This is a genomic window from Microbacterium sp. STRO-2N, assembly GCF_057747775.1.
This window is the reverse complement of the sequence record NZ_CM173223.1, coordinates 2,348,249-2,372,584: the sequence shown is the minus strand read 5'-3', so window position 1 is coordinate 2,372,584 and position 24,336 is coordinate 2,348,249. Positions and strand designations below refer to the sequence as shown.

21 protein-coding genes are annotated in these 24,336 nt (G+C 71.7%); 17 read left to right on the top strand and 4 right to left on the bottom strand.

Going from position 1 to position 24,336, the window contains the following annotated elements; translation table 11 throughout:
• Positions 1 to 14: 14 nt before the first annotated feature.
• A complete protein-coding gene (locus AC3ANN_RS11120) occupies positions 15 to 1,439 on the bottom strand; it encodes an RNB domain-containing ribonuclease (protein ID WP_488337467.1) in 1,425 nt (474 codons plus the stop codon).
• Positions 1,440 to 1,566: 127 nt separating this feature from the next.
• Here AC3ANN_RS11120 and AC3ANN_RS11115 point away from each other — a divergent pair, with 127 nt between their 5' ends.
• Complete coding sequence (locus tag AC3ANN_RS11115) at positions 1,567 to 2,778, top strand: benzoate/H(+) symporter BenE family transporter (RefSeq protein WP_488337466.1); 1,212 nt, start codon at positions 1,567 to 1,569, stop codon at positions 2,776 to 2,778.
• 3 nt (positions 2,779 to 2,781) lie between these two features.
• On the opposite strand, the gene pcp is transcribed toward AC3ANN_RS11115, so the two are convergent.
• On the bottom strand, positions 2,782 to 3,417 hold the full coding sequence (pcp, locus tag AC3ANN_RS11110; RefSeq protein WP_488337465.1) for a pyroglutamyl-peptidase I: 636 nt from the start codon (positions 3,415 to 3,417) through the stop codon (positions 2,782 to 2,784).
• A gap of 91 nt (positions 3,418 to 3,508) precedes the next feature.
• Between pcp and AC3ANN_RS11105 the strand changes: the two genes are divergently transcribed.
• The 6 genes from AC3ANN_RS11105 (at position 3,509) to AC3ANN_RS11080 (ending at position 11,860) form a co-directional block, all read left to right on the top strand.
• Positions 3,509 to 4,045 carry an RNA polymerase sigma factor gene (locus AC3ANN_RS11105; RefSeq protein WP_488337464.1) on the top strand — a complete coding sequence of 179 codons (537 nt, stop codon included), beginning with the start codon at positions 3,509 to 3,511 and terminating at the stop codon, positions 4,043 to 4,045.
• Positions 4,042 to 5,229, top strand: a complete 1,188-nt coding sequence (locus AC3ANN_RS11100) for a hypothetical protein (protein ID WP_488337463.1) — start codon at positions 4,042 to 4,044, stop codon at positions 5,227 to 5,229. Before AC3ANN_RS11105 ends, AC3ANN_RS11100 begins: the two co-directional genes overlap by 4 nt.
• Positions 5,230 to 5,271: 42 nt before the next feature.
• Positions 5,272 to 7,074 carry a proline--tRNA ligase gene (locus AC3ANN_RS11095; protein ID WP_488337462.1) on the top strand — a complete coding sequence of 601 codons (1,803 nt, stop codon included), beginning with the start codon at positions 5,272 to 5,274 and terminating at the stop codon, positions 7,072 to 7,074.
• Between the two features lie 137 nt (positions 7,075 to 7,211).
• Positions 7,212 to 8,471: a glycosyltransferase gene (locus AC3ANN_RS11090; RefSeq protein ID WP_488337461.1), complete on the top strand. Its 1,260-nt coding sequence runs from the start codon at positions 7,212 to 7,214 to the stop codon at positions 8,469 to 8,471.
• A gap of 92 nt (positions 8,472 to 8,563) precedes the next feature.
• Positions 8,564 to 9,628 carry an LOG family protein gene (locus AC3ANN_RS11085; RefSeq protein WP_488337460.1) on the top strand — a complete coding sequence of 355 codons (1,065 nt, stop codon included), beginning with the start codon at positions 8,564 to 8,566 and terminating at the stop codon, positions 9,626 to 9,628.
• Between the two features lie 168 nt (positions 9,629 to 9,796).
• Positions 9,797 to 11,860 carry a PhoX family protein gene (locus tag AC3ANN_RS11080; protein WP_488337459.1) on the top strand — a complete coding sequence of 688 codons (2,064 nt, stop codon included), beginning with the start codon at positions 9,797 to 9,799 and terminating at the stop codon, positions 11,858 to 11,860.
• Positions 11,861 to 11,899: 39 nt separating this feature from the next.
• On the opposite strand, the gene AC3ANN_RS11075 is transcribed toward AC3ANN_RS11080, so the two are convergent.
• Complete coding sequence (locus tag AC3ANN_RS11075; RefSeq protein ID WP_488337458.1) at positions 11,900 to 12,703, bottom strand: DUF1206 domain-containing protein; 804 nt, start codon at positions 12,701 to 12,703, stop codon at positions 11,900 to 11,902.
• A gap of 202 nt (positions 12,704 to 12,905) precedes the next feature.
• Here AC3ANN_RS11075 and AC3ANN_RS11070 point away from each other — a divergent pair, with 202 nt between their 5' ends.
• From AC3ANN_RS11070 to rbfA, 5 genes are all read left to right on the top strand, one after another.
• Positions 12,906 to 14,897, top strand: coding sequence for an alpha/beta fold hydrolase (locus tag AC3ANN_RS11070; RefSeq protein WP_488337457.1), 1,992 nt, complete (start codon positions 12,906 to 12,908; stop codon positions 14,895 to 14,897).
• A gap of 103 nt (positions 14,898 to 15,000) precedes the next feature.
• Entirely contained in the window at positions 15,001 to 15,987 is a 987-nt protein-coding gene (gene nusA / locus AC3ANN_RS11065; RefSeq protein WP_488337456.1) for a transcription termination factor NusA, read from the top strand.
• 124 nt (positions 15,988 to 16,111) lie between these two features.
• Positions 16,112 to 16,423: a YlxR family protein gene (locus AC3ANN_RS11060; protein WP_488337455.1), complete on the top strand. Its 312-nt coding sequence runs from the start codon at positions 16,112 to 16,114 to the stop codon at positions 16,421 to 16,423.
• 91 nt (positions 16,424 to 16,514) lie between these two features.
• Positions 16,515 to 19,304 (top strand): translation initiation factor IF-2, encoded by a 2,790-nt coding sequence (gene infB, locus AC3ANN_RS11055; protein ID WP_488337454.1) that lies wholly within the window; start codon positions 16,515 to 16,517, stop codon positions 19,302 to 19,304.
• Positions 19,305 to 19,362: 58 nt separating this feature from the next.
• Positions 19,363 to 19,797: a 30S ribosome-binding factor RbfA gene (gene rbfA / locus AC3ANN_RS11050; RefSeq protein ID WP_488337453.1), complete on the top strand. Its 435-nt coding sequence runs from the start codon at positions 19,363 to 19,365 to the stop codon at positions 19,795 to 19,797.
• Positions 19,798 to 19,824: 27 nt separating this feature from the next.
• Here the strand turns inward: rbfA and AC3ANN_RS11045 are convergent, their stop codons facing one another.
• Positions 19,825 to 20,691, bottom strand: coding sequence for an HhH-GPD family protein (locus AC3ANN_RS11045; RefSeq protein WP_488337452.1), 867 nt, complete (start codon positions 20,689 to 20,691; stop codon positions 19,825 to 19,827).
• 176 nt (positions 20,692 to 20,867) lie between these two features.
• Here AC3ANN_RS11045 and AC3ANN_RS11040 point away from each other — a divergent pair, with 176 nt between their 5' ends.
• The 5 genes from AC3ANN_RS11040 (at position 20,868) to AC3ANN_RS11020 (ending at position 24,297) form a co-directional block, all read left to right on the top strand.
• On the top strand, positions 20,868 to 21,554 hold the full coding sequence (locus AC3ANN_RS11040) for a nucleoside/nucleotide kinase family protein (RefSeq protein WP_488337451.1): 687 nt from the start codon (positions 20,868 to 20,870) through the stop codon (positions 21,552 to 21,554).
• Complete coding sequence (gene truB / locus AC3ANN_RS11035) at positions 21,554 to 22,459, top strand: tRNA pseudouridine(55) synthase TruB (protein ID WP_488337450.1); 906 nt, start codon at positions 21,554 to 21,556, stop codon at positions 22,457 to 22,459. The genes AC3ANN_RS11040 and truB overlap by 1 nt, the downstream gene beginning before the upstream one ends.
• A complete protein-coding gene (locus tag AC3ANN_RS11030) occupies positions 22,456 to 22,824 on the top strand; it encodes a hypothetical protein (protein ID WP_488337449.1) in 369 nt (122 codons plus the stop codon). Before truB ends, AC3ANN_RS11030 begins: the two co-directional genes overlap by 4 nt.
• 61 nt (positions 22,825 to 22,885) lie before the next feature.
• Positions 22,886 to 23,329 carry a hypothetical protein gene (locus AC3ANN_RS11025; RefSeq protein WP_488337448.1) on the top strand — a complete coding sequence of 148 codons (444 nt, stop codon included), beginning with the start codon at positions 22,886 to 22,888 and terminating at the stop codon, positions 23,327 to 23,329.
• Positions 23,326 to 24,297, top strand: a complete 972-nt coding sequence (locus AC3ANN_RS11020; RefSeq protein WP_488337447.1) for a bifunctional riboflavin kinase/FAD synthetase — start codon at positions 23,326 to 23,328, stop codon at positions 24,295 to 24,297. Before AC3ANN_RS11025 ends, AC3ANN_RS11020 begins: the two co-directional genes overlap by 4 nt.
• Positions 24,298 to 24,336 lie beyond the last annotated feature (39 nt).

Here is a 24,336-nt window from a genome sequence, read left to right as displayed (position 1 = left end):
TCTCGCGCCGCCCCTCACCGCACGGGTTCGAACGCGAGGGTGCCCGTCCTGATGCTGGTCGCGAGCAGGCGCACGCGCACTTCGCGGCCCGGCTCGCCGAAGACTCCGTCGACGGATGCCTCGACCGCCGGATCGGCGAGCTGGATACGCGTGTGCGACGTGTTCTGCGCGACCACGACGGCGTCGAACTCGTGGCCGATGCGATCGGCCAGCACGGCGGCCTCGATGCGGTCGATCGCGCCGGAGTTCAGCCGACCTGCGAGTCCGGAACTCGTCGCCATGGCGCGTGGCAGCTCACCCAGCGAGGATCGCACCCACCCGGGGACCTCCTCGCCGCGGACGAGGGCCTCGCAGATCAGCAGACCCCATCGATCGACCAGTCGTCGCAGCGGGGCGGTCACGTGCGCATACGGCGCCGCGAGCGCGGCCTGGTTCGGCTGCGCCGGCGGTTCGTCGTCGAACGCCTCGTATCCGGCGCCGCGGAACAGGGATGCCGCCGCTTCGAGCACCGCGAGCGCCGCGGGATCGCCGCGGTCGAGGGTGCGCAGAAACTCGCCGTACTCAACGCCCTCCGACCACGGCAGGCCGAGCAGGTCCGTCTGCTGGCGGAACGCCGCGACCGCCTCCGCGTCCGCGGGCGGCATGGTGCGCAGGATGCCGATCCCGCCGTCGAGCATGATGCGCGCGGCCGCCATGCCGGTGAGGAGCGACAGCTGCGCGTTCCAGTCCTCGACGGGCAGCGGCATCCGTCGCTCCAGGCCGTAGCCGTGCTCTGTGAGTACGACCTCCTGATCGGGGGCGTTGAGCGATGCGCCGCCGCGCGCCGCCTCCTGCGCGAGCAGGGCGCGACCGATCGCCGGCAGCGGCGCGAGCCCGGAAGGCGCTGTGCCCTCGTCGAGGGCCTGCTGCGCGTCGGCGTACGTCCATTGGCGCCGGGACCGGATCGTTGCGCGGGTGAGCGTGGTCTGGCGGAGGCTGCCGTCTGGGCCGAGGAGGAACTCCCACACGAAGGCCCGGCGCACTCGGTCGGGCAGCAGCGAGCCGGCATCCTCCGAGATGACGGGCGGATGCAGCGGAACGCGGCCGTCGGGTGCGTACAGCGTCTGCCCGCGGCGGCGGGTCTCGTCGTCGAGCGGACCGCCCGGCGCGACGAAGAACGGCACATCCGCGATCGCGTATCGGACGGTGAACCCGGAGTCGGTCTCGGCGAGGTGCATCGCCTGGTCGAGGTCGGTCGATCCCGGCGGATCGATCGTGAGGAACTCGATGGCGGTCAGATCGGGCAGGTCGCCGAGCGGCGCGCCGGCGGCCCGCAGGGCCTCGGCCTCGACGTCAGGGGGAAACCCGTCCGCGACGCCCAGCGCGTCGCGCAGGTCGGCGAGCGCCGCCGCCAGCTCGGTCTGGTGCGCCGACGGGGACAGCCGGGCGGTGCGACGCATGGCTCGAGCCTACCCAGCGGGGCCCCGGGATGCGGGGACGAGCGGCCTCGCTACCGGCCGGGCGGGCCACCCAAAGCCGGTTGGCGCAGGCGCGGCGGACGCCCCATCCGCTACCGTCGGGAATCTCATGACCGAGCCCGCACCGCCCGCGAACGACGCCTCGGAGGCGCGCGCGCCGCTGTCACGCCCGATCGTCGCCGGCATCGTCACGGCCCTCGTGGGCGTGACGAGCACGTTCGCGGTGGTGCTCACCGGCCTCGACGCGGTCGGGGCGTCGCGCGCGGAGGCCGCGAGCGGACTGCTGGTCCTGTGCATGACGATGGGCGTCGCGTCGATCGTGCTCGCGTGGCGGTACCGGATGCCGATCACCGTGGCCTGGTCGACTCCCGGGGCGGCGGTGCTCGCCGCCACGGGCGCGGTGGAGGGCGGCTGGCCCGCTGCGGTGGGGGCGTTCCTCGTCACCGCCGGCCTCATCCTGCTCACGGCGCTGTGGCCGCAGCTCGGACGCCTGATCGCACGCATCCCGCCGTCGATCGCGCAGGCCATGCTGGCGGGGGTGCTGCTGCCGCTGTGCCTCGCGCCGGTGACGGGCATCGTGGCCAACCCGTGGGGAGTCGTGCCGGTGATCCTCACGTGGCTCGTCTTCGTCAGGCTCGCACCACGGTGGGCCGTGCCACTCGCGTTCGTCGCGGCATCCGTCGTCGTAGGCGTCCACGTCGCGACCACGGGAGCCGCGATCGACCCGGCGCTTCTCGTCCCTCGGCTCGAGTTCACCGCCCCGACGCTCACGTTCGGTGCGGTTGCGGGGCTCGCGCTGCCGCTGTTCCTCGTGACCATGGCGTCGCAGAACGTGCCGGGAGTCGCCATCATGCGCAGCTTCGGCTACACCGTGCCGTGGCGGCCCGCGATGCTCGTGACCGGTCTCGGCACCGCGGTCGGTGCGACCGCGGGCGGCCACGCCATCAACCTCGCGGCGATCAGCGCCGCGCTCGCGGCGGCTCCGGACGCCGATCCCGACCCGCGGCGACGGTGGGTGGCCGGCGTCTCGACCGGCGGAGCGGGGATCGTGCTCGGCGCGCTGTCGGCGGCGCTCGTCGCGCTCGTCGTCGTGGCGCCGGAGGCGGTCGTCCCGGCTGTCGCGGGTATCGCGCTCTTCGGAGCGTTCGGCTCGGCCGTGCAGCAGGCGATCGACGACCCGGGCGAGCGACTGCCCGCGGTCGTCACGTTCCTCGTCGCGGCGTCGGGCATCGCGATCGCGGGCGTCAGCGCCGCGTTCTGGGCTCTCGTGGCGGGCCTGCTCATGCGCGAGGTGCTCCACCTCGGCCGCCGCTCCCGCTGACGCTCAGTGCAGGCTGCCGGCCGACGTCGCCGCGTCCACGCCGACGTCGATGCTCGTCCGCGCCGCGATCGCGAGGGCCCGCGCGATGTCGGCGAGAGGGAGCGCGGGGGTGTCCGGGGAGGGCGCCCGCTCGGCCGACCAGGGCACGTGGATGAATCCGGCGCGCGTTCCGGATGCCGCGGCCTCCAGTGCGGTGAAGAACACGTGATTGCACACGAACGTGCCGGCCGAGTACGAGACCTCGGCCGGGATGCCCGCGTCGGCGATGCTCTGCGCGATCGCCTTGACAGGCAGCGTCGCGAAATGAGCGGGCGCCGCGCCCGGGACACTGGGCACATCGATCGGCTGTTCGCCGTCGTTGCCGGGGATGCGGGCGTCGATGAGATTCACCGCCACGCGCTCGACTCCGATCGCGGCGCGCCCGCCGGCGAGGCCGGTGGCGATGACGACGTCCGGCCGGTGCTCGGCGACGAGGACGCGAAGGCGCTCCGCCGCGCCGCGGAACGCGACCGGCAGGACGGCGGTCACGAGCCGCTCGGGGCCGCTCCACCGCTCCGCGAGGAGGTCCACCGCCATGCCCGACGGATTCACGGCGTCGCCGCCGAACGGCTCGAAGCCGGTGAGCAGCACGGTCGTCATCGCTCCAGGCTACGTGGCGCCTGCGGGGGTGCCCGTCAGCGAATTCTCGCCTCGGCGTGAACCGATCCGCCGATGCCGGACACTACAGGTTATGAGCGATGACGATGCGGTCACGTGGGCCCGGGTGCTCGCGGGCGACGAGTCCGCGCTGGCCGCGTTGTTCGACCGGCACGAGGCCCGGCTGTTCCGTCACGCACGGCGGCTGCTGACGTCACGCGAGGACGCGAAGGATGCCGTGACCATCGCCTTCTTCGAGCTCTGGCGCAAGCGCGAGACGGTGCGGCTGGTCGACGGCTCGCCGCTGCCGTGGCTGCTGAACACCGTCTCGCACAGCGCACGGAATCTCGAACGATCCGGGCGACGTTATCGCGCCCTCCTCGCACGCACCCCGGTCGACGGTCTCGTGCCCGAGCTGCATGCCAGTGACGAGAGCGGCGTGCTGGCGGCGCTCCGTCGGCTACCGGCGCGAGAGCAGAGCGTCATCGTGCTGACGGTGCTGGAGGGCTACCCGGAGCGGGCTGCTGCCGAGACGCTCGGAATCCCGGTGGGAACGGTCAAATCGCGGCTGGCGCGCGCGAAGGGGAGACTTCGCGACGAGATGACGGCGATCGAGGGGGCTTGGACATGAACGACGAACTCTCGGCACGCGAGCACGCGGACATGCGCGACGTGGTGATGGCGGGCGCGCAGCGGATCCGCCCGGCCGGCAGGCATCGCACGCGGATCGTCGCCGCCGCGATCGCGCTCGTGCTCGTCGGCGGAGTGACGGGGGGAGCGGTCACGACCGCCGCGCTGCTCGGAGCGGAGCAGACGCCCGCCCCGGCCGAGTCCCGCACGCCGACGCCGACGACCACGGCGCCGACTCCGACCCCGACGGTCAGCCCGACCCCCACGCCCGAGGAGCCTCCTGCTCCGGTCACCGGTGTCATGCCCTTCGGCGGCGAATGCGCCAACACGCTCACCGACGAGGAGGTCGACGCTCTGCGTGGTGTGGGGATGTCGCTCTCCGACTATCGCTGGGAGACCGGCGCGAACACCGTGCTCGGCGGGATCGACTGCGTTTGGGTGTCGGAAGAGGCCTATCTCAGCGCCACGCTCCACCTGTACGCGTTCCCCGAGGGCGTCGTGCCGGACGGCGTGCGAGCGGCGGCGGTCGACGGATGCCGGTCACTGGAAGGCGCCGGGAACCTCGTCGAGTGTTCTTCGACGGAAGTGGTCGAAGGCATGTGGATGCTCGTGCGCGCGACCGGACCGGCCGATCAGATCTCGCAGGAAGGAGTCGACTCGCTGCTGCGGAGCGCGTCGGGCCGCCTGGCGGACCACGCGCCCGGAGTGGCGGCGGCGCCGACGCCGGACTGGTGGGCGGCGCCCGACTGCGCGGGGATCGCCGCGGCGATCGACCCGGCGACCTACGGATTCGAGCGCGTCGCTCTGCTGGAGCAGCAGTCCACGATCGGTTCCGACCGGCCGGAGGCGATCAGCTTCCTTGCGGGCGCGGCGTACGGGTGCGACCTGCACTTCACGTCGGGAAGCGGCGAGAACACGTCGGGCGAGGTCGTGACGGTCACGCTCGTGCCCGGTGGCGCGGTCGCCTTCCCGACGGCCGTGGACGCCGAGCACTCCCAGCCCGTCGACGTGGCCGGCGCGCAGGCGGCGGTGATCGTGCCGGGCTTGGACCGCTATGAGGGGTCCAACGCGATGATCGTCGTGACGGACGGGGTGAACGTGCTCATGGTCACGCCGGACATGACCCGTGCGACGGCCGACGCCGCGGGACTGGCCGCCGCCCTCCTCGCGCTCATGCATCCGTAGCGCGCCGGGGCGCGGCATCCGCTCGCCCTAGACTTGTCCCTCGTGGTCACCCGTCTGTCGCACTTCTTCCTCCGCACCCTCCGCGAAGACCCCGCCGATGCCGAGGTCACGAGCCACCGGCTGCTCGTGCGCGCCGGCTACATCCGCCGCGCGGCGCCCGGCATCTTCACGTGGCTGCCGCTGGGGCTGCGGGTCAAGGCGAGGATCGAGGCCGTCATCCGTGAGGAGATGGCGAACGCGGGTGCCTACGAGGTGCACTTCCCGGCGCTGCTGCCGCGCGAGCCGTATGAGGCGTCCGGCCGCTGGACGTCGTACGGCGACGGCATCTTCCGCCTGCAGGACCGCAAGGGCGCCGATTACCTGCTCGCTCCGACGCACGAGGAGATGTTCACGCTCCTCGTGAAGGACCTGTACTCGTCGTACAAGGACCTGCCGCTGGCGATCTACCAGATCCAGGACAAGTACCGCGACGAGGCGCGTCCGCGTGCCGGCCTCCTTCGCGGGCGCGAGTTCACGATGAAGGACGCGTACTCGTTCGACTACACCGACGAGGGGCAGGATGCCTCGTACCAGGCGCAGCGCGACGCCTACGAGCGCATCTTCCAGAAGCTGGGTCTCGAGTACGTCATCGTGGCCGCAGACAACGGCCTGATGGGCGGCGCGCGCTCGGAGGAGTTCCTGCACCCGACGCCCGTCGGCGAAGACACGTTCGTGCGGTCGGCCGGCGGATATGCGGCGAACGTCGAGGCCTACACCACGACCGTCCCGGCGGCGATCCCGTTCGACGGCATCGCGGCGCCCGTCATCTTCGACTCGCCGGACACGCCGACGATCCAGACTCTGGTCGACCACGCCAACGCCCACCTGGATCCTCCGGCGCCCGGGATCGCGGGACCTGCGACGGACGACCTGACCGAGTGGACCGCGGCGCACACGCTCAAGAACGTCGTGCTCGCCCTGACCCACCTCGACGGCACGCGCGAGCTCGTGATCGTGGGCATCCCCGGCGAACGCGACATCGACGACAAGCGCGCCGAGGTGGCTTTCGCGCCCGCCGCCGTGGAACCGGCGACCGAGCAGGACTTCGAGGACAACCCGCTGCTGGTCAAGGGCTACATCGGCCCGTGGTCCGAGACGGGCGCCGTCCTCGGCGAGGAGTCGGCGACCGGCATCCGCTACCTGCTCGACCCGCGCGTGGTCGACGGGACGGCGTGGGTGACGGGCGCCAACATCGACGAGAAGCACGTGCACACCCTCGTCGCCGGCCGCGACTTCACGGGCGACGGCTTCGTGGAGGTCGCGAACGTCCGTGCCGGCGACCCCGCGCCCGACGGCTCGGGTCCGGTCGAGATCGCACGCGGTATGGAGATCGGCCACGTCTTCCAGCTCGGGCGCTTCTTCGCCGAGACGCTGGGCCTGAAGGTCCTCGACGAGAACGGGAAGCTCGTGACCGTCACGATGGGTTCATACGGCATCGGCGTGACCCGCATCCTCGCGATCCTCGCCGAGCTCAACAACGACGACAAGGGTCTGATCTGGCCGGAGTCGGTCGCCCCGTTCGACGTGCACGTGGTGGCCACCGGCAAGGACCAGGTGGCCTACGACCTCGCGGAGCACGTGTCGGCCGAGCTCGAGGAATCCGGTCTCGACGTGCTCTACGACGACCGCCCCAAGGTGTCTCCCGGGGTCAAGTTCGGCGACGCCGAGCTCGTCGGCGTGCCGCGGATCCTGGTCGTGGGCCGCGGGGCGGCAGACGGTCAGGTCGAGCTGTGGGATCGCCGCACCGGGGATCGTGAGGTCGTACCGGCTGCCGAGGCCGTCGCGCGGCTCGCCGCCCGCGCCTAGCGCGCCGTGTGATCCCGGGATCAGCACGGATGCGCGACAGGTGACACGTGCGGCATCCTTGGCATACGGGATGAGTCCCGGAACCCGGGACGACCCGCCGTGGCGTCGCGGCACGCCCTGACGTCAGGAGATCGATCATGGGCCGGTTCCTCCTCACCGCGATGCCGTTCACCGGCCACGTCGGCCCGATGACCGCCATCGCGCGGCGGCTCGTGCAGCGCGGACACGACGTGCGCTTCTACACCGGCTCGCGCTTCCGTGGCCGGGTCGAGGCGTCCGGAGCGCGGCTCGTGCCCTGGCGCCAGGCGCCCGACTTCGACGAGAACGATCTCGCCGCGACGTTTCCGCGCCTGGTCGGCAAGAAGGGCATGCGGCAGCTGCTCGTCAACGTCGCGGACTGCTTCATCGCGACCGCGCCCGCGCAGGTGTCGGACCTCGAGGCCGAGTGGGAGCGCGAGCCGTGGGATGCGCTCGCCACCGATGAGACGTCCGTCGGCGCCGTGCTGTTCGGCGAGCGGAACCGGATGCCGTGGGCCACGGTGTGCGTCCTGCCGCTGAATCTCCCAGGCCCAGGAGGTCCGCCGAGCGGCATGGGCATCCGTCCCGGCACGAACCCGGTGACCAGAGCGCGCGACGCCGTGCTGCGCGGACTCGTGCCGCTCTTCGCGCGACCGCTTGCGAAGCCCCTCGCGGACGCGCGCCTCGCGGTCGGACTCGCCCCCGACGGACGCACGATGGACCGCCTCGTGTTCTCGCGCACGCTGATCGTCGCGACCGGGTCGCCGCTGCTCGACTACGGTCGCACGGACCGACCGCCGCACCTGCACTTCGTGGGTGGTGTGGGGTTGCCGGCCGCCGGGACCGCCCTGCCGGAGTGGTGGGGCGACCTCGACGGGCGTCGGGTAGTGCTCGTCACGCAGGGCACTCAGAACCTCGATCCGGACGACCTGATCCGCCCCGCGCTGGAGGCGCTCGACGGAAGGGACGTCATCGCGGTGGCGACGACGGGAGTCGCAGGCCAGGACTCGTTCCCGTTCGCCGTGCCCGCCAACGCCCGGGTCGGCGGTTTCCTGCCCTTCGGCGAGCTGCTGCCCCGCGTCGACCTCGCGATCACGAACGGTGGCTGGGGGAGCACGATCGCGGTTCTCGAGCACGGCACGCCGCTCATCATCGCGGGCGGGGACCTCGACAAGCCCGAGGTGGCCGCACGGGTCGCCTGGACGGGCGCGGGGGTGAACCTGCGCACCGGCACGCCGAAGCCGGTGGCCATCGCGGCGGCGGTGGATCGCGTGCTGGGGGAGCGGTCGTTGCGGGATGCCGCGTCCCGTGTGGCCGCCGAGCTGCACTCGCTCGGCGGCGCGGAACGGGCAGCCGACCTGCTGGAAGGCGCGCTCTGACTCGCAGACCGGGCCCGACGTCTGACCCGGCGTCCTGCGTCGGTCGTCAGCGCGGCGAGCGGGACGCGGCCGCGGCGTGGCACGCTGGCATCATGGCCTCCAGCGACACCGGAACCGTCCCGCACCCCGTCACCGAGCAGCTGCGCGCCACGATCGCCGCGGCGGGGATCACCGAGAACGTCGACCTGATCGCTCGGATCCTGGTGACCGGGGTCGGGCTCGGCCTCGACGACGCGAGCAGGCTCGACCTCAAGATCACCACGGCGGCGCTCACCGAGATGCGGGCGGCGTTCCGCCTGTTCGCCCCGTACGCGGACGTGCCGAAGGTGACGATCTTCGGCTCCGCACGGACCCGGGCCGACCAGCACGTGTACCGCGCCGCGGCCGAGGTCGCCCGCGCCCTCGCCGAGAAGGGCTGGATGGTGGTCACCGGCGCGGGGCCCGGCATCATGCAGGCCGCGGCGGAGGGCGCCGGTCCCCAGCGCTCGCTCGGCGTCTCGATCAGGCTGCCGTTCGAGGAGAAGCCCAACGCCGTCATCGCCGAGAACGCGCGCAGCGTCGCGATGAAGTACTTCTTCACACGCAAGCTCATGCTCGTGAAGGAGTCGCACGGGTTCGTGTGCGTCCCGGGAGGGTTCGGCACGCTCGACGAGCTGTTCGAGCTGCTGACGCTGCAGCAGACCGGCAAGGCCGAGCCGACGCCGATCGTGCTGCTCGACGAGCCGGGCGGCACGTTCTGGCACGGACTCAAGCGCTTCGTCGACGGCGAGCTCGTCGGCAACGGCGTGATCTCGCCCGACGACTTCGACCGCGTGCTCGTGACGGACTCGGTCGAAGCAGCGGCTCAGGCCATCACCGACTTCTGGCGCAACTACGACTCCATGCGGTGGGTCGGCGACCGGCTGGTGCTGCGTCTGAAGTCGGAGCCGACGGAGGCGGAGGTGGCCGAGCTCAACGAGCGGTTCGCGGGCATGCTGGCATCGGGGTCGATCGAACGGCATGAGCCGCTGCGACCGGAGCGGGAGGACGACGACCGACTCGACCTGCCGCGCCTGGTGATGCGACTCGACCAGTTCCAGGTCGGCTCGCTGTACCGCCTCATCCGCGCCCTCAGCGACCTCGGAAGCGCGCCGAAGGGCCCGGCCCGCGCCGCCTGACGACGACCCCGCCGACGGTTTCCGCGGTCGCACAGCGGCCGAGGCATCCGTCGGATGAACGCGTTCTCACGTGCGCGTCGCGTGGTGTTCACCTCCGGTTCGCCGCGGCGTACCCGGCCCCGGGGATGCTGACGCCGGCGCACCGTCACGACGTAGAGAGGACGCACCGTGAGCATCATCGAGGGTTTCCGTAGATCCCTTCCCCTGGCAGAGCACGCGCGCGGCAAGCGCCTGGCGGTGACGTGCCAGTACAAGTGCGCCAACGCGTGCCTGGGCCCGGAGTGCAACTCCTCGTCGAACGAGACCTTCCAGCAGATCGCCTCGGCCGCGCTCTCGCGGCGGGCGCTTCTCGGCCTGGGCGCCGCCGGAGCACTCGCCATCGCGGTCGGAGGCCTTCGCGGTCAGGCACCGGTGTCGGGTGCCGCAGCGTCCGGCGCAGCCGGCGCGGGTGCGTCGTTCGCCCGCCCCGGAACGGCCGGGCTCGCGTTCGACGCCATCGCGCCGGTGAACCGGCTCGTCGATGAGTTCCACGTGCCGGCGGGGTATGTCTGGCAGCCCATCATCCGGTGGGGTGACCCGCTGTTCTCGAACGCGCCCGAGTTCGACCTCGACAACCAGACTCCCGAGGCTCAGGCGCTCCAGTTCGGCTACAACGCCGACTACCTCGACATCGTCGCCGACCCGAGCGGCAAGACGGGCGTGCTCGTGAACAACCACGAGTACTGCAATCCCGGCATCATGTTCCCGCCCTCGTCCGACCCGGCGGAGCTCCGTCGCCGTGGCGACATCTTCAAGGCCGCGCAGGGCATGTCGGTCGTCGAGATCACGCGCAAGCGCACCGGCGCTCCGTGGTCGTACGTGGTCGACGGCAAGCGCAACCGCCGCATCACCGTCGAGACGATGTTCGAGCTCACCGGCCCCGCCGCCGGCACCGACCTCGTGAAGACCGCGGCCGACCCCGAGGGCCGCTGGGTCCACGGCACGCTCGGCAACTGCGCCGGCGGCACGACGCCGTGGGGCACGATCCTCTCGGGCGAGGAGAACTTCAACGGCTACTTCGCGTGGGCCGCAGACACTCCTGCCCAGAAGCGCTACCAGTCGACGTCGTCGACCTCGACCGAGACCGGCTGGGACAAGTACGACCCTCGCTTCGACGCGCACAACCCCGACTTCGTCAACGAGCCGAACCGCTTCGGCTACATCGTCGAGATCGACCCGCAAGACCCGACGTCGACGCCGCGCAAGCACACCGCGATGGGTCGGTTCAAGCACGAAGGCGCCAACGTCATCGTCGCCGAGGACGGACGCGTCGTGGCCTACATGGGCGACGACGAGCGCAACGACTACCTGTACAAGTTCGTCTCGAAGAACCGGATCTCGGGCTCGCGCAAGAAGAACCTGAACCTCCTGAGCGAGGGCGACCTGTACGTCGCGAAGTTCTCCGGCAACTCGCCGGCCGGCGAGATCCTCGGCAACGGAGCGCTTCCCGGCGACGGGCTCTTCGACGGCTCCGGCCAGTGGATCCCGCTCACGCAGAACGGCGAGAGCGTCGTCGCCGGGTTCTCGACCGAAGAGGTCCTCGTCTACACGCGACTCGCGGCGGATGCCGTGGGCGCGACCAAGATGGACCGTCCGGAGGACGTCGAGCCGAACCCCAAGACCGGCAAGGTGTACCTCGCGCTGACGAACAACTCGGCGCGGTCGGTCGCGACGCTCGACGAGGCCAACCCCATCACGGGCAACCGCTACGGCCACGTCATCGAGATGACCGAGACGGCGGGCCAGGCCGGCACGACCTTCGGCTGGAGCATCCTTCTCCTCTGCGGCGATCCTGCGGTGTTCGCCAACTCGTACTTCGCCGGGTTCCCGAAGGAGCTGGTCTCGCCGATCTCGTGCCCCGACAACGTGGCGTTCGACTCGGCGGGCAACCTGTGGATCTCCACCGACGGCGCCCCGAGCACGATCGGCTACAACGACGGCCTGTTCCTCGTGCCGCTCGAGGGGCCGGAACGTGGACACGTGCAGCAGTTCCTCTCGGTGCCTCGCGAGGCCGAGACGTGCGGACCGGTGATCCACGACCGTGAGGGCCTCGTGTTCGTCGCCGTGCAGCATCCGGGCGAAGGGGGCTCCTTCGCCGCGCCGACGTCGCGGTTCCCCGACTACGGGTCGACGGCACCCGGCTCTGCACCGAATGCGCCTCGTCCGTCGGTCGTGCAGGTCTACCGCCCGTAGTGGATCGGGCGTGCGCGGCGCAGCGCGGCGCACGCCCGATCACAGGTGCGCGTAGCGCGCCCTCGCGAGCAGGAAGAGCCCGTACGCGAGGAGCCCGATGCCGACGGCGGCGCCGAGCCAGGGCCCGTAAGTCACCTCGAGCAGCGCGTTGACGGCGCCGTCGAGGCCGCCGGCCACGTCCGGGTCGAGCGTCACGGCCGCCACGACGAGCAGTGCGCCGACGATCAGGAGCGCGACCCCCTTCGCGATGTAGCCGACGACCCCGAGCGCCGTGAGGGCGACCCCGGGCGGTCCGGGCGGGATCGTCATGAGCCGGCGGAAGCGTCGCAGCGCCCCGAGCCCGATGAAGACGGCGCCCGTGATCGCGACCCCGAGGCCGATGGCCCCCAGCAGGAGCGCACCGCCGGGAGTGGCGATGAGGGCTCCGCTGGCCGTTTCGACGGACTGCTCGCCGTTCGGGTGCGCGCCGGAGGCGACGATGGCCGCGATGACGCCGAGCGCCGCGAACGCCGCCGCCTGGCCGAGCTCGCCGACACGTCGCGTCCACTTCTTCGCGGTCGTGTCGCCACGGGCCAGCATGGCCTCGAACACGTGGTAGATCGCGAGCGCCCACAGGGCCACGGCGACCGCCCACACCACGACGAATCCGAGAGGCGCGGCGGCGACCGCCTTGAACGCCCCGGTCTGATCGCTCTCGCCGTCTCCGCCGAACGTCACCACGAGCACGAGCACGCCGATGAGCAGGTGCACGAGGCCGTCCGCGGCGTACCCGGCACGTGTGAGCGCGCGCAGCGCGGGATTCGCCTCGGCGTCGCGGGCGACCCGCCTCGTGGCCCTGTTCACGGCCTCACGCTAGGGCCGGTCGCCGATCCACCGCGTGGGGCTTGACGCCGCGTGACCCGCGTGTCACTGCGCCGGCGGGTGTCGCACGGGTGATCTCGGTGCTTCCCTCCCCGCCCAGCAGCCATTTCGTTCCGCGCCTCCATGGGCTGGAGGTGGCAGCGCGGCTGCCGGCGACACGTGCCGTACGGATCCCGCACCTATCATGGGGCGGATGATCCGCGAGGCCCGCCGTCCGCGCGCGGCCGGCTGGAGCATCGCCCCGCGACTGGTCGGCGGTGCGCCGCCGGTCGTGCTGGTCATCGTCGGCGCTCTCTCGCTGCTGGTGGGCCTGCTCATCGTGACGCGCCCGCTGACGTCGCTGCTCCTGCTCACGGTCTACGTCGGACTCAGCGCCGTGTTCGCCGGCGTCGCGCGCTTCCTCAGCGCGCCGAAGTCGCCGCTGTGGTCGCGCGTGGCGTTCGGCGCCGTGTGGGTCGCGCTGGGCCTCGCGATCCTCATCGGCCTGGGCCGCACTCTCGACCTCCTTCCCGAGCTCATCGCGACGCTCCTGGTGCTGGGCGGACTGGCGTCCCTCTACGACGCCCTGGCGCGCGGGCGCATCAGTCAGCGCGCGCTCGCCGCCGCGTGGGGTGGGGCGCAGATCGTTTTCGGCATCCTGGCGTTCGCATGGCCCGACGTGACGGTCCTGATCGTCGCGATCGTGTTCGGCGTGCGGACGATCGTCTTCGGAGCGACCCTGCTCGTCCGCGCCGTTCGCGCGTTCGTCGCGGGGCGCAGCGTCGCCGCAGCCGAGATGGTGATCGAATCGGCGGGCGAGACGGATGCCGACCACGACGTCTTGTCGACGGATGCCCGTGACCGCGGCTCGGCGTCGGGTGCGATGGCGGGCGACCCGGCACGACGCGCTTCCGTCGAGGGGCATGCCGCCGATCCGCTCGCTGCCGGCGGGGGAGTGCGGCACCGGCGTCGTCTCGCCTGGGCGGCCGCGGGGCGCTACGTCCTCGCCGCTGTGCTGGTCGGGCTCGCGGGGGCGGGCTGGTGGGCGAACGCCTGGCTCGCCGAGGGCGAGCCGTTCGTCGACGCGTTCTACGACCCGCCCGCGGTGGTGCCCTACGAACACGGCCGTCTCATCCGCGTCGGCGATTTCACGGGCCAGGAGCCACCCGGCGCGAAGGTGCACCGCATCCTCTACACGACGCGCGACGCCGTCGGACAACCCGCCGTCGCGAGCGCGCTGGTCATCGTGCCCGACGAGCGCCCGCCCGGCGCGCGCCCGGTGATCGCGTGGAACCACGGCACGACCGGTGTCGCGCGCGGCTGCGCCCCGAGCCTGCGCGACGCGTCCGCGACGCGCTGGGCCATCCCTGCGCTCGACGAGGCGATCGAGCGTGGGTGGATCGTGGTCGCGTCGGACTACTCGGGCCAGGGCGCGCCCGGCGTCTTCCCGTACCTCATCGGGCGGGGCGAGGCGCGCTCGTCGTTGGATGCGATCCTCGCCGCCGAGGAGATCGAGGGCCTCATCCTGTCTGCGCGGACCGTCGCGTGGGGGCATTCGCAGGGTGGCCACGCGGCGCTGTGGATGTCGCAGATCGCCGACGACTACGCCCCCGGCGTCACGCTTCTCGGCACCGCCGCCCTCGCTCCGGCGGCGGATCCGCTGGCGCTCGCCGAGGAGCTCACCGCGGGCGAGGCCAATGTTCTGCTGTCCATCCTCATCTCGTGGGTGCTGGTGCCGTACGCCGACACCTACGACGACATCGAGCTGTCGCGCTACATCGCGCCCGGGGCCGAGGCGATCGTGCGCGAGATGACCCAGCGGTGCCCGTCCGAACCGGGCGTGATGGTGTCCGTCGCGACCGCGCTCGGGGTCGCCGAGGACCGGCCGCTGTACGTCGGCGACCTCACCGCGGGCGCGCTCGGCCGGCGGCTCGCCGACAACGTGCCGTCGGGTCCGTGGGGGCACCCGCTCCTCATCGCGTGGGGGGACCAGGACGAGGTCATCCCGCCGCACCTGCAGCAGCAGTACGTCGATCGGCTGTGCGCCCAGGGGGAGCAGGTGCGCTTCCTCGAATACCGCGGCTACGACCACCTGCGCATCCTGCAGCCGCGGTCGAGCTTCCTGCCCGTGCTCGCGAAGTGGACGGATGAGCGCCTGCGGTCGGCCGAGACGCACGTCGACGACTGCCGGCGGTGATCGCAGCAGCGGTCTCCCAGGTCGGACCGGCTCGGCATCCGGTAACGTTGTAGGGTTCCGGCGCGCGGCGACGTGCCGGTGAGAGCTGAATATGGAGGCCACTGTGGACATCGATCTCGGACTGCTGCGCACTGTTTCGCGCGAGAAGGAGATTCCCTTCGACGAACTCGTGCGGATCATCGAGCAGGCCATCCTGACGGCGTATGCGAAGACGACGAACGACGGCGAGCTCACCGAGGGCACGCGGGCCGCGCTCGACGAGAAGACCGGCCACGTCGCGATCTACACGCCCGTGCTCGATGAGGAAGGCGCCGTCATCGGTGAGGAGGAGTCGACCCCCGACGACTTCGGCCGCATCGCCGCCTTCGCGGCCAAGCAGGTCATCAGCCAGCGTCTGCGTGACATCGCCGACGACGCGGTGCTGGGGGAGTTCCGCGGCAAGGAGGGCGACATCGTCGCCGGCATCGTGCAGCAGGGCCCGAACCCCCGGATGGTGCACGTCGACCTCGGCTCGGTCGAGGCCATCCTGCCTCCGGAGGAGCAGGTTCCGGGCGAGGAGTACGCGCACGGCTCGCGACTCCGGGTGTATGTGACGTCGGTGTCGAAGGGCACCAAGGGCCCGTCGATCACGGTGTCACGCACCCACCCCGGACTCGTTCGCAAGCTGTTCGCGCTCGAGGTGCCCGAGATCCCGGCAGGACTCGTCGAGATCGTCTCACTCGCGCGCGAGGCCGGGCACCGCACCAAGATCGCCGTCACGGCGAACGACCCCTCGATCAACGCGAAGGGCGCGTGCATCGGCGAGCTGGGCCGGCGCGTGCGCGCCGTGACCGAGGAGCTCGGCGGCGAGAAGATCGACATCGTCGACTACGACCCCGAGCTCGCGAAGTTCGTCGCGAACGCGCTGTCGCCGGCGAAGGTCACGTCGAGCTTCGTGCTGGATGCCTCGAACAAGGCCGTGCGGGCGCTCGTTCCCGACTACCAGCTGTCGCTGGCGATCGGCAAGGAGGGACAGAACGCCCGTCTCGCCGCCAAGCTCACCGGCGCGAAGATCGACATCCAGCCCGACTCGATCCTCGAGGACAGCTGACCCGGGCGCGTCGTCCCAGCGGCTCGGTGTAGGAGAAGGGGGTCCGGGGCATGTCGCCCCGGGGTGTAGGAGAAGGGGGTCCGGGGCATGTCGCCCCGGGGTGTAGGAGAAGGGGGTCCGGGGCATGTCGCCCCGGGGTGTAGGAGAAGGGGGTCCGGGGCATGTCGCCCCGGGGTATAAGATGGAACCTGTACGAACGTGCGTCGGATGCCGCACGCGTGCTCCCCGGTCCGCTCTTCTCCGAGTGGTCGCCATCGATTCCGTCCTCGTCCCCGACGAGCGTGCGTCGATGCCCGGACGAGGCGCGTGGGTCCACGAGACGAGCGAGTGCGTGGAGACCGCGATCCGGCGCCGCGCCTTCGTGCGGGCATTGCGTGTGTCAGGCCCGCTTGACACGCAGACCATCGAACAGTACCTACAGCAAACAAAAGGCTGAACGGCTATGGAAACAAAGTGAACGGCTCGAAATGAGACCCGTCCGCGACTAACGGTCTGCCCTGTCTGGGTGGGCCCAGACAGGAGAATTTGTGGCTGCCAAACCACGCGTGCACGAGATCGCTTCCGAGCTCGGCGTCGACAGCAAGGTCGCGCTCGAGAAGCTGAAGGAGCTCGGCGAATACGTCAAGAGCCCCTCGTCCACCATCGAACCCCCCGTGGCACGGAAGCTCCGTGCCGCGCTTGAGGCGGACGGTGCGGGTGCACCCGCCGCTGCGGGCACGCCTGCCCCGGCGAAGTCCGCGACCGCCGGTGCCAAGCCGGCGTCCGGCGCGCGCCCCGGTCCCGCGGCGAAGCCCGGTCCGGCGCGCCCGGCTGCTCCTGCGGCTCCGGCCGCGCCCGAGGCTCCCGCCGCGAAGGCGGCTCCGGCCCCGAAGGCCGCCCCGGCGCCGGCACCGGCCGAGCCCGCGGCTCCCGCCGCGCCTGCGGCCTCGGCGACGCCGGCTCCGTCCGCACCGGCCCCGGGTGGCACGCCGCAGCCGCCGCGTCCCGGCGGAACGCCGCGTCCGGGCAACAACCCGTTCTCGTCGCAGCAGGGCATGGGCCAGCGCCCGGCCGGTCCGCGTCCGGGTAACAACCCGTTCTCGTCGCAGCAGGGCATGGGCCAGCGCCCGACGCCCGGCAACATCCCGCGTCCGCAGGCTCCGCGCCCCGGCGCACCTCGTCCGGGCGCTCCGCGCCCGGGCGGCGGCGGTCGTCCCGGTGGCGGAGGTCGTCCCGGCGCTCCGTTCCAGCAGCGTCCGGGCGGTCCCGGTCGTCCCGGCGGCGCCGGAGCCGGAGCGGGCGGCGGCTTCCAGCGTCCCGGTGGCGCGCCCGGCGGATTCGCCGGTCGTCCCGGTGGTGGCGGCGGCCGTGGTCGCGGCCCGGGTGGAGGCACCGCGGGTGCCTTCGGCAAGGGCGGCGGCAAGTCGAAGCAGCGCAAGTCGCGTCGCGCGAAGCGTCAAGAGTTCGAGATGCGGGATGCCCCGGTCGTCGGCGGCGTCAACGTCCAGAAGGGCAACGGCGAGATCATCCGCCTGCGCCGTGGCGCGTCGATCTCGGACTTCGCCGACAAGCTCGAGGCGATCCGCGGCTACACCGTCCAGCCCGGCACGCTCGTCACCATCCTGTTCAACCTGGGTGAGATGGCGACCGCGACGGAGTCGCTCGACGAGGCCACCTTCGAGGTGCTCGGCGCGGAGCTCGGCTACAAGATCCAGATGGTCTCGCCCGAGGACGAAGACAAGGAGCTCCTCGAGGGCTTCGGTCTCGACCTCGAGAGGGAGCTGGAGGAGGAGAACGAGGAAGACCTCGAGATCCGTCCGCCGGTCGTGACCGTCATGGGTCACGTCGACCACGGTAAGACGCGACTGCTCGACGCCATCCGCCAGACCAACGTGGTCGCGGGCGAGGCCGGCGGCATCACGCAGCACATCGGCGCCTACCAGGTGTGGACCGAGCACGACGAGATCGAGCGCGCCATCACCTTCATCGACACCCCCGGTCACGAGGCGTTCACCGCCATGCGTGCCCGTGGTGCGCAGGTCACCGACATCGCGATCCTCGTGGTCGCGGCCGACGACGGCATCATGCCCCAGACGGTGGAGGCTCTGAACCACGCCCAGGCGGCGGACGTGCCGATCGTGGTCGCGGTGAACAAGGTCGACAAGCCCGACGCGAACCCGGCGAAGGTGCGCCAGCAGCTCACCGAGTACGGCCTGGTCGCCGAGGAGTACGGCGGCGACGTGCTGTTCGTCGACGTGTCTGCCCGACAGGGCACCGGCATCCAGGAGCTCCTGGACGCTGTCCTGCTCACGGCGGACGCCGGGCTCGACCTGACGGCGAACCCGAACAAGGCTGCGCGCGGTGTCGCGATCGAGGCGAAGCTCGACAAGGGCCGCGGCTCGGTCGCCACGGTGCTCATCCAGTCCGGAACGCTGCGGGTCGGCGATGCGATCGTCGCGGGCACGGCGTACGGCCGTGTGCGCGCCATGATCGACGAGAACGGCGATCCGGTCGAGGAGGCCTACCCGTCGCGTCCGGTCCAGGTGCAGGGTCTGAACTCGGTGCCGCGAGCCGGCGACACGTTCATCGTGACCGACGAGGACCGCACAGCGCGCCAGATCGCCGAGAAGCGCGAAGCCGCCGAGCGCAACGCGCAGCTGGCCAAGGCCCGCAAGCGCATCTCGCTCGAGGACTTCACGCGTGCTCTCGAAGAGGGCAAGGTCGAGTCGCTCAACCTCATCATCAAGGGTGACGTGTCGGGTGCCGTCGAGGCGCTCGAGGAGTCGCTCCTCAAGATCGAGGTCGACGAGTCTGTGCAGCTGCGGATCATCCACCGCGGCGTCGGCGCGATCACCGAGTCCGACATCAACCTGGCCACGATCGACAACGCGATCGTGATCGGCTTCAACGTCCGCCCCGACACCAAGGCGCGCGAGCGCGCCGCCCGCGAGGGCGTGGACGTCCGGTTCTACTCGGTCATCTACAACGCGATCGACGATGTCGAGCAGTCGCTCAAGGGCCTGCTCAAGCCGGAGTACGAAGAGGTCCAGTCGGGTGTCGCCGAGATCCGCGAGGTGTTCCGCTCCTCGAAGTTCGGCAACATCGCCGGTGTCATCGTCCGCTCGGGCACGATCACGCGCAACGCCAAGGCGCGCGTCATCCGCGACGGCGTCGTGATCGCCGACGGTCTGGCGATCGAGTCGCTGCGCCGGTTCAAGGACGACGTCACCGAGGTCCGCACGGACTTCGAGGCGGGTATCGGCCTCGGCAAGTACAACGACATCCAGGTGGGCGACGAGATCGAGACCACCGAGATGGTCGAGAAGCCCCGCGGCTGAGTCGCGGACGTGAGGGGCGCCCACGACGGGCGTCCCTCACGCTTCGGAAGGAGTGATCATGGCTTCAGAACGTCAGGCGAGGCTCGCCGACCGCATCCGCGTGCTCATCGCGGAGCGCCTCGAGAAGGGGCTGCGCGATCCGCGCCTCGGCTTCGTGACCATCACCGACGTCCGGGTGACCGGCGACCTCCAGCATGCGTCGGTGTTCTACACCGTGCTGGGCTCGGCGGACGACCGCGCGTCGTCCGCGGCGGCGTTGAAGGCGGCGACGGGGATGCTGCGCAGCGAAGTCGGCCGCAAGCTCGGCGTGCGGCTCACTCCGACCCTCGAGTTCATCCACGACGCGATCCCCGAGAACGCCGGTCACATCGAGGATCTGCTGCGCGAGGCGCGCGAGCGCGACCAGTCCGTCGCCGGCCTCGCGGCCACCGCCTCCTACGCGGGCGAGGCCGACCCGTACGTGAAGCCGCGCGAGTTCGACGAAGAGGACTGAGCGGCCCAGAGGCCGCCGGACCACCTGTCACACCGGCAGTCGCAGCATCCCGTCGACGGCCTCGGCGAGGCCGTCGGCGACGAGCGAGTCGATCGCGCGGTCGCGCTGACGCGGGTCGGGCCAGTCGGCGACGACCTCGTGCAGCGGCACGGCGTGCGCCGAGGCATCCCGGAGCGTCCTCAGCACCGCGCCGCGCGCCTGCCGGTCGCTGCCTTCATAGCGGGCCTGACGCCGGCGCTCGTCCCCGGTATCGGGGTACCCCGCGGCCCGCCACGCGCACTGCGCGGCGAGCGGGCAGGCGTCGCACCGGGGCACGCGCGCGATGCACACCGTCGCTCCGAGCTCCATCGCGGCGGCGTTGACGATCGCGGCTTCTCGACGGTCGTCGGGGAGGATCGCCGACATCGCGTCGAGGTCGCGCCGCGACGGGGAGCCGGGCTGCGATCGTCCGTCGATCGCCCGCGCGAGCACGCGTCGCGTGTTCGTGTCGACGACGGGATGCCGGTCGCCGTACGCGAAGACCGCCACCGCGCGTGCGGTGTACTCGCCGATGCCGCTGAGGGCGAGGAGCGCGTCGACGTCGCGCGGCACGACGCCGCCATGGCGATCGCGGATCTCGACGGCCGCGCGGTGGAGCCAGAGCGCGCGCCGCGGGTAGCCGAGGTTCGCCCACTGGCGCACCGCGTCGGCCGGGGCGGCCGCCGCGAGGTCCGCCGGCGTCGGCCAGCGCTCGAGCCACGCCCGCAGGTGGGGGACGACGCGGTTCACGGGGGTCTGCTGCAGCATGAACTCGCTCACGAGCACGCCCCATGCGCCGAATCCCGACTGCCGCCAGGGAAGGTCTCTCGCGTTGTCGCGAAACCACGCGACGAGCGGTGTCGCGAGGTCGGGCATGCCTCCCAGCCTACGGAGCGACGGTCCTGACCTCGAAGTCCAGAAGACCGTGCCCGTCACACACCGGAGCATCGCGATCTGGCCGACGTGGCGCGCGCTCACCGCGACGTCGCTCGAAGCCCCGCCGTATGCGGCCTGCGCCTGAGTGTCACCCTCCCGCGCCGTAGGCTGGAAGCATGCGCCTTCCCGCCACGCCGACGACGACGCTGTGGCGGGATCTCCGCGACGACGCGCGGCGGCAGTACCCCGCGGGGCGCGTGATCGTCGCGGTGGACGGCGTCGACGGGGCCGGCAAGACGGTGTTCGCCGACGGGCTGGCCGAGGCGTTCGCCGAGACGGGGGATGCCGTGTTCCGCGCGAGCATCGACGGCTTCCACCGGCCGCGGGCCGAGCGGTACGCGCGAGGGCGCCACAGCCCCGAGGGCTTCTACCGCGACTCGTACGACTATGCGACGTTCCGTCGCGTGCTCGTCGATCCGTTCCGCGAGGGCGCGCAGACCGCAGGGGCGACGGGCTTCCAGCTGACGGCGTTCGACGTCGTGCGCGATGCGCCCGCCGAGTCGCAGTGGGTCACCGCGCCCCGCGACGCCGTGCTCGTGATCGACGGCATCTTCCTGCACCGCCCGCTGCTGCGCGGCCTGTGGGATTGGTCGCTGTGGCTCGAGGTGCCTTTCGACGTCGCCTACGCGCGCATGGCGCAGCGCGACGGCTGCGATCCCGATCCCGACGCGCCGACGAACGCGCGATACCGACGCGGGCAGGAGCTGTACCTGCACGAGGCGGCGCCGAGGGAGGCGGCATCCGTCGTCGTCGACAACTCCGACTTCGCCCATCCGCGACGCGTTCCGGGAGGTAGAGGCTGATGGCCGCGCCCGGACTGCTGCTGGTCGACAAGCCCGGCGGCATCACGTCGCACGACGTCGTCGCGCGTGCGCGACGCGCGCTCGGCACGCGCAAGATCGGGCATGCCGGCACGCTCGACCCGATGGCGACGGGCCTGCTCGTGCTCGGCGTCGAGGGCGCCACGCGGCTGCTCACGTTCGTGGTGGGACTCGACAAGACCTACGAGGCCACCATCCGGCTCGGCGTCGCGACCGAGACCGACGACGCCGACGGCCAGGTGGTGACGACGACGGATGCCTCGTCCCTGCGCTCGGCTGCGATCGCCGAGGGCATCTCGGCGCTGACCGGACGCATCTCGCAGGTGCCGAGCACGTACTCCGCCATCAAGGTCGACGGGCGGCGTGCGTACGATCTCGCCCGTTCGGGCGAGGACGTGCAGCTGAAGGCGCGCGACGTGACGGTGTCGCGGTTCGAGGTGCGCGCGGAGCGTCGCCTTCCGGCGGGCCCGGAGGCCGGGGGACGGGTGGATCTCGACGTCGTGGTGGACTGCTCGAGCGGCACGTACATCCGCTCGCTCGCCCGCGATCTCGGCGCGGCGCTGGGCGTCGGCGGGCACCTCACCGCCCTGCGGCGCACGCGCATCGGCCCCTTCTCCGTCGACGACGCGGTGGATCTCGACGGCCTCGCCGAGGCGACGCTCCTCGACCCCGCCGTGGCGGCGGCCGCCGTCCTCGGACGATTCGACGTGACCGCCGACGAAGGCCGTGACCTCCGCCACGGCAAGCGCCTCGCCGGCGCCGCCGAGCGGCTGACCGCCGCCCCGGCCGCGGCGATCGACCCGCACGGCGCGCTGGTCGGGATCGTCGAGAGGCGGGGAGCGGACGTCAAGAGCGTCATGAACATGCCCGAGGAGGCTGCGCGATGATCCTGTGGTTCACGATCCTGCAGGTGGTGGTGGCCGTCGCCGCGGGGCTCTTCTGCATCGTCGCGGGGCTCGCCGGCCGGCGCCCGAGCGATTGGACAGTCGGATCCCTCGCGCTGGTCGAGCTGCTGCTCATCGCGCAGATCGTGATCGCGGTCATCGCGCCGTTGGCGGGCAATCCGCCCACCGGGAGCCTGCTCGAGTACTGGGTGTACCTGGTGTCGGCGGCCCTGCTCCCGCTCGCCGCCGTCGCGTGGGCGCTCCTCGAGCGCAGCCGCTGGAGCACCGTCATCATGGGGATCGCCGCATTGTCGATCGCGGTGATGGTGTGGCGCATGCAGGTGATCTGGACCGTCCAGGTGGCATGACGACGCGGCTACGCGGATTCCGGGCCGCGGGCCGAGGCATCCGAACTAAGATCGTGGGGTTATGTCGTCGTCCGCCCGCCCCCGCATGACCGGCATCGGCCGCGTGCTCGTGATCGTCTACGCGATCATGGCGCTCGCCGCCACCGGCCGCTCCTTCGTCCAGATCGCCCAGCGCTTCGACGAGGCGCCGCTGGCGTACACGCTGTCGGCGGTGTCGGCCGTCGTCTACATCGTGGCCACGCTCGCGCTCGTGTTCGCCGGTCGCCGCGGCTGGTACCTCGTCGCGTGGATCGCGATCGGGTTCGAGCTGGTGGGAGTGCTCGTCATCGGCACGCTCAGCCTCGCGATGCCCGAGCTGTTCGCGCACGACACGGTGTGGTCCTGGTACGGCCGGGGCTACGTGTTCATTCCGCTCGTGCTGCCCTTCCTCGGCCTCTGGTGGCTCATCACCCACCGCCCGACCGCTCGCGCGTCGGCTGTCGAGCCCGCGGCGGTGGCGTCGTGATCGTCTTCCGCGACCCGCGCGAGGTGCCCGCGGATTTCGGCCCGTCGGTCGTCGCGATCGGCAAGTTCGACGGCGTGCACTCCGGGCATCGCGCGGTGATCGACAGGGCGAGGGTGGATGCGGCGGCGGCCGGCGCCCGTGTCGTCGCGGTGACGTTCGACCGCAACCCGTTGGCACTGCTGCGGCCCGAGATCTGCCCCGTGAGCCTCGTCGGCGTCGAGCAGAAGCTCCGGCTCCTCGCGGAGACCGGCGTCGATGCGACGCTGCTGCTCACGTTCGACCGCGCCTTGGCCGACCTCGAGGCGCGGGAGTTCGTCGAGCACGTCCTCGTCGGAGCGCTGGGAGTCACGATCGTGCTGGTCGGCGCCGACTTCCGGTTCGGCCGCGGGGGAGCGGGGACACCCGACCTGCTGCGCGAGCTGGGTCGTGAGTTCGGCTACGAGGTGGACGTCGTCGACGACGTCCGCGCGATCGACGAGGGGCGCCGCGTCTCGTCCACGTGGGTTCGCGAGCTGCTGGACGCGGGCGACGTCGCGGGTGCGGCCAAGCTGCTCGGCCGGTCGCACGGCGTGCGCGGCGAGGTCGTCCACGGTCTCAAGCGCGGCCGCGAGCTCGGCTTCCCGACCGCCAATCTGTCGCAGTCGCTCGAGGGATTCGTGCCCGCCGAGGGCGTGTATGCGGGATGGCTGGTCGACGAGGGCGCGCCCGCCGACGGCGGCGCCGAGCCGCGCAGCAGCGTGCGGTATCCCGCGGCGATCAGCGTCGGGACGAACCCCACGTTCGACGACGTCGACGTCCGACAGGTCGAGGCCTACGTCCTCGACGAGACCGACATCGACCTCTACGGCCACACGGTCGAGGTCGAGTTCGTCGAGCGCATCCGCGGCATGGCCGCGTTCGACACGGTCGACGCGCTCATCGCCCAGATGGCCGACGACGTCGTGCGCGTGCGCGGCGTGCTGTCGTGACCACGGCGGCTGCCGGGCGTCCGTAGACCTGGCGCCCGC

Excerpts from the sequence above, each read along its gene's own strand:
- AC3ANN_RS11120 (WP_488337467.1), bottom strand. The coding sequence starts at position 1,439 with ATGCGTCGCACCGCCCGGCTGTCCCCGTCGGCGCACCAGACCGAGCTG.
- AC3ANN_RS11115 (WP_488337466.1), top strand. The coding sequence starts at position 1,567 with ATGACCGAGCCCGCACCGCCCGCGAACGACGCCTCGGAGGCGCGCGCG.
- pcp (WP_488337465.1), bottom strand. The coding sequence starts at position 3,417 with ATGACGACCGTGCTGCTCACCGGCTTCGAGCCGTTCGGCGGCGACGCC.
- AC3ANN_RS11105 (WP_488337464.1), top strand. The coding sequence starts at position 3,509 with ATGAGCGATGACGATGCGGTCACGTGGGCCCGGGTGCTCGCGGGCGAC.
- AC3ANN_RS11100 (WP_488337463.1), top strand. The coding sequence starts at position 4,042 with ATGAACGACGAACTCTCGGCACGCGAGCACGCGGACATGCGCGACGTG.
- AC3ANN_RS11090 (WP_488337461.1), top strand. The coding sequence starts at position 7,212 with ATGGGCCGGTTCCTCCTCACCGCGATGCCGTTCACCGGCCACGTCGGC.
- AC3ANN_RS11085 (WP_488337460.1), top strand. The coding sequence starts at position 8,564 with ATGGCCTCCAGCGACACCGGAACCGTCCCGCACCCCGTCACCGAGCAG.
- AC3ANN_RS11070 (WP_488337457.1), top strand. The coding sequence starts at position 12,906 with ATGGGGCGGATGATCCGCGAGGCCCGCCGTCCGCGCGCGGCCGGCTGG.
- AC3ANN_RS11060 (WP_488337455.1), top strand. The coding sequence starts at position 16,112 with ATGTCGCCCCGGGGTGTAGGAGAAGGGGGTCCGGGGCATGTCGCCCCG.
- rbfA (WP_488337453.1), top strand. The coding sequence starts at position 19,363 with ATGGCTTCAGAACGTCAGGCGAGGCTCGCCGACCGCATCCGCGTGCTC.
- AC3ANN_RS11045 (WP_488337452.1), bottom strand. The coding sequence starts at position 20,691 with ATGCCCGACCTCGCGACACCGCTCGTCGCGTGGTTTCGCGACAACGCG.
- AC3ANN_RS11040 (WP_488337451.1), top strand. The coding sequence starts at position 20,868 with ATGCGCCTTCCCGCCACGCCGACGACGACGCTGTGGCGGGATCTCCGC.
- truB (WP_488337450.1), top strand. The coding sequence starts at position 21,554 with ATGGCCGCGCCCGGACTGCTGCTGGTCGACAAGCCCGGCGGCATCACG.
- AC3ANN_RS11030 (WP_488337449.1), top strand. The coding sequence starts at position 22,456 with ATGATCCTGTGGTTCACGATCCTGCAGGTGGTGGTGGCCGTCGCCGCG.
- AC3ANN_RS11025 (WP_488337448.1), top strand. The coding sequence starts at position 22,886 with ATGTCGTCGTCCGCCCGCCCCCGCATGACCGGCATCGGCCGCGTGCTC.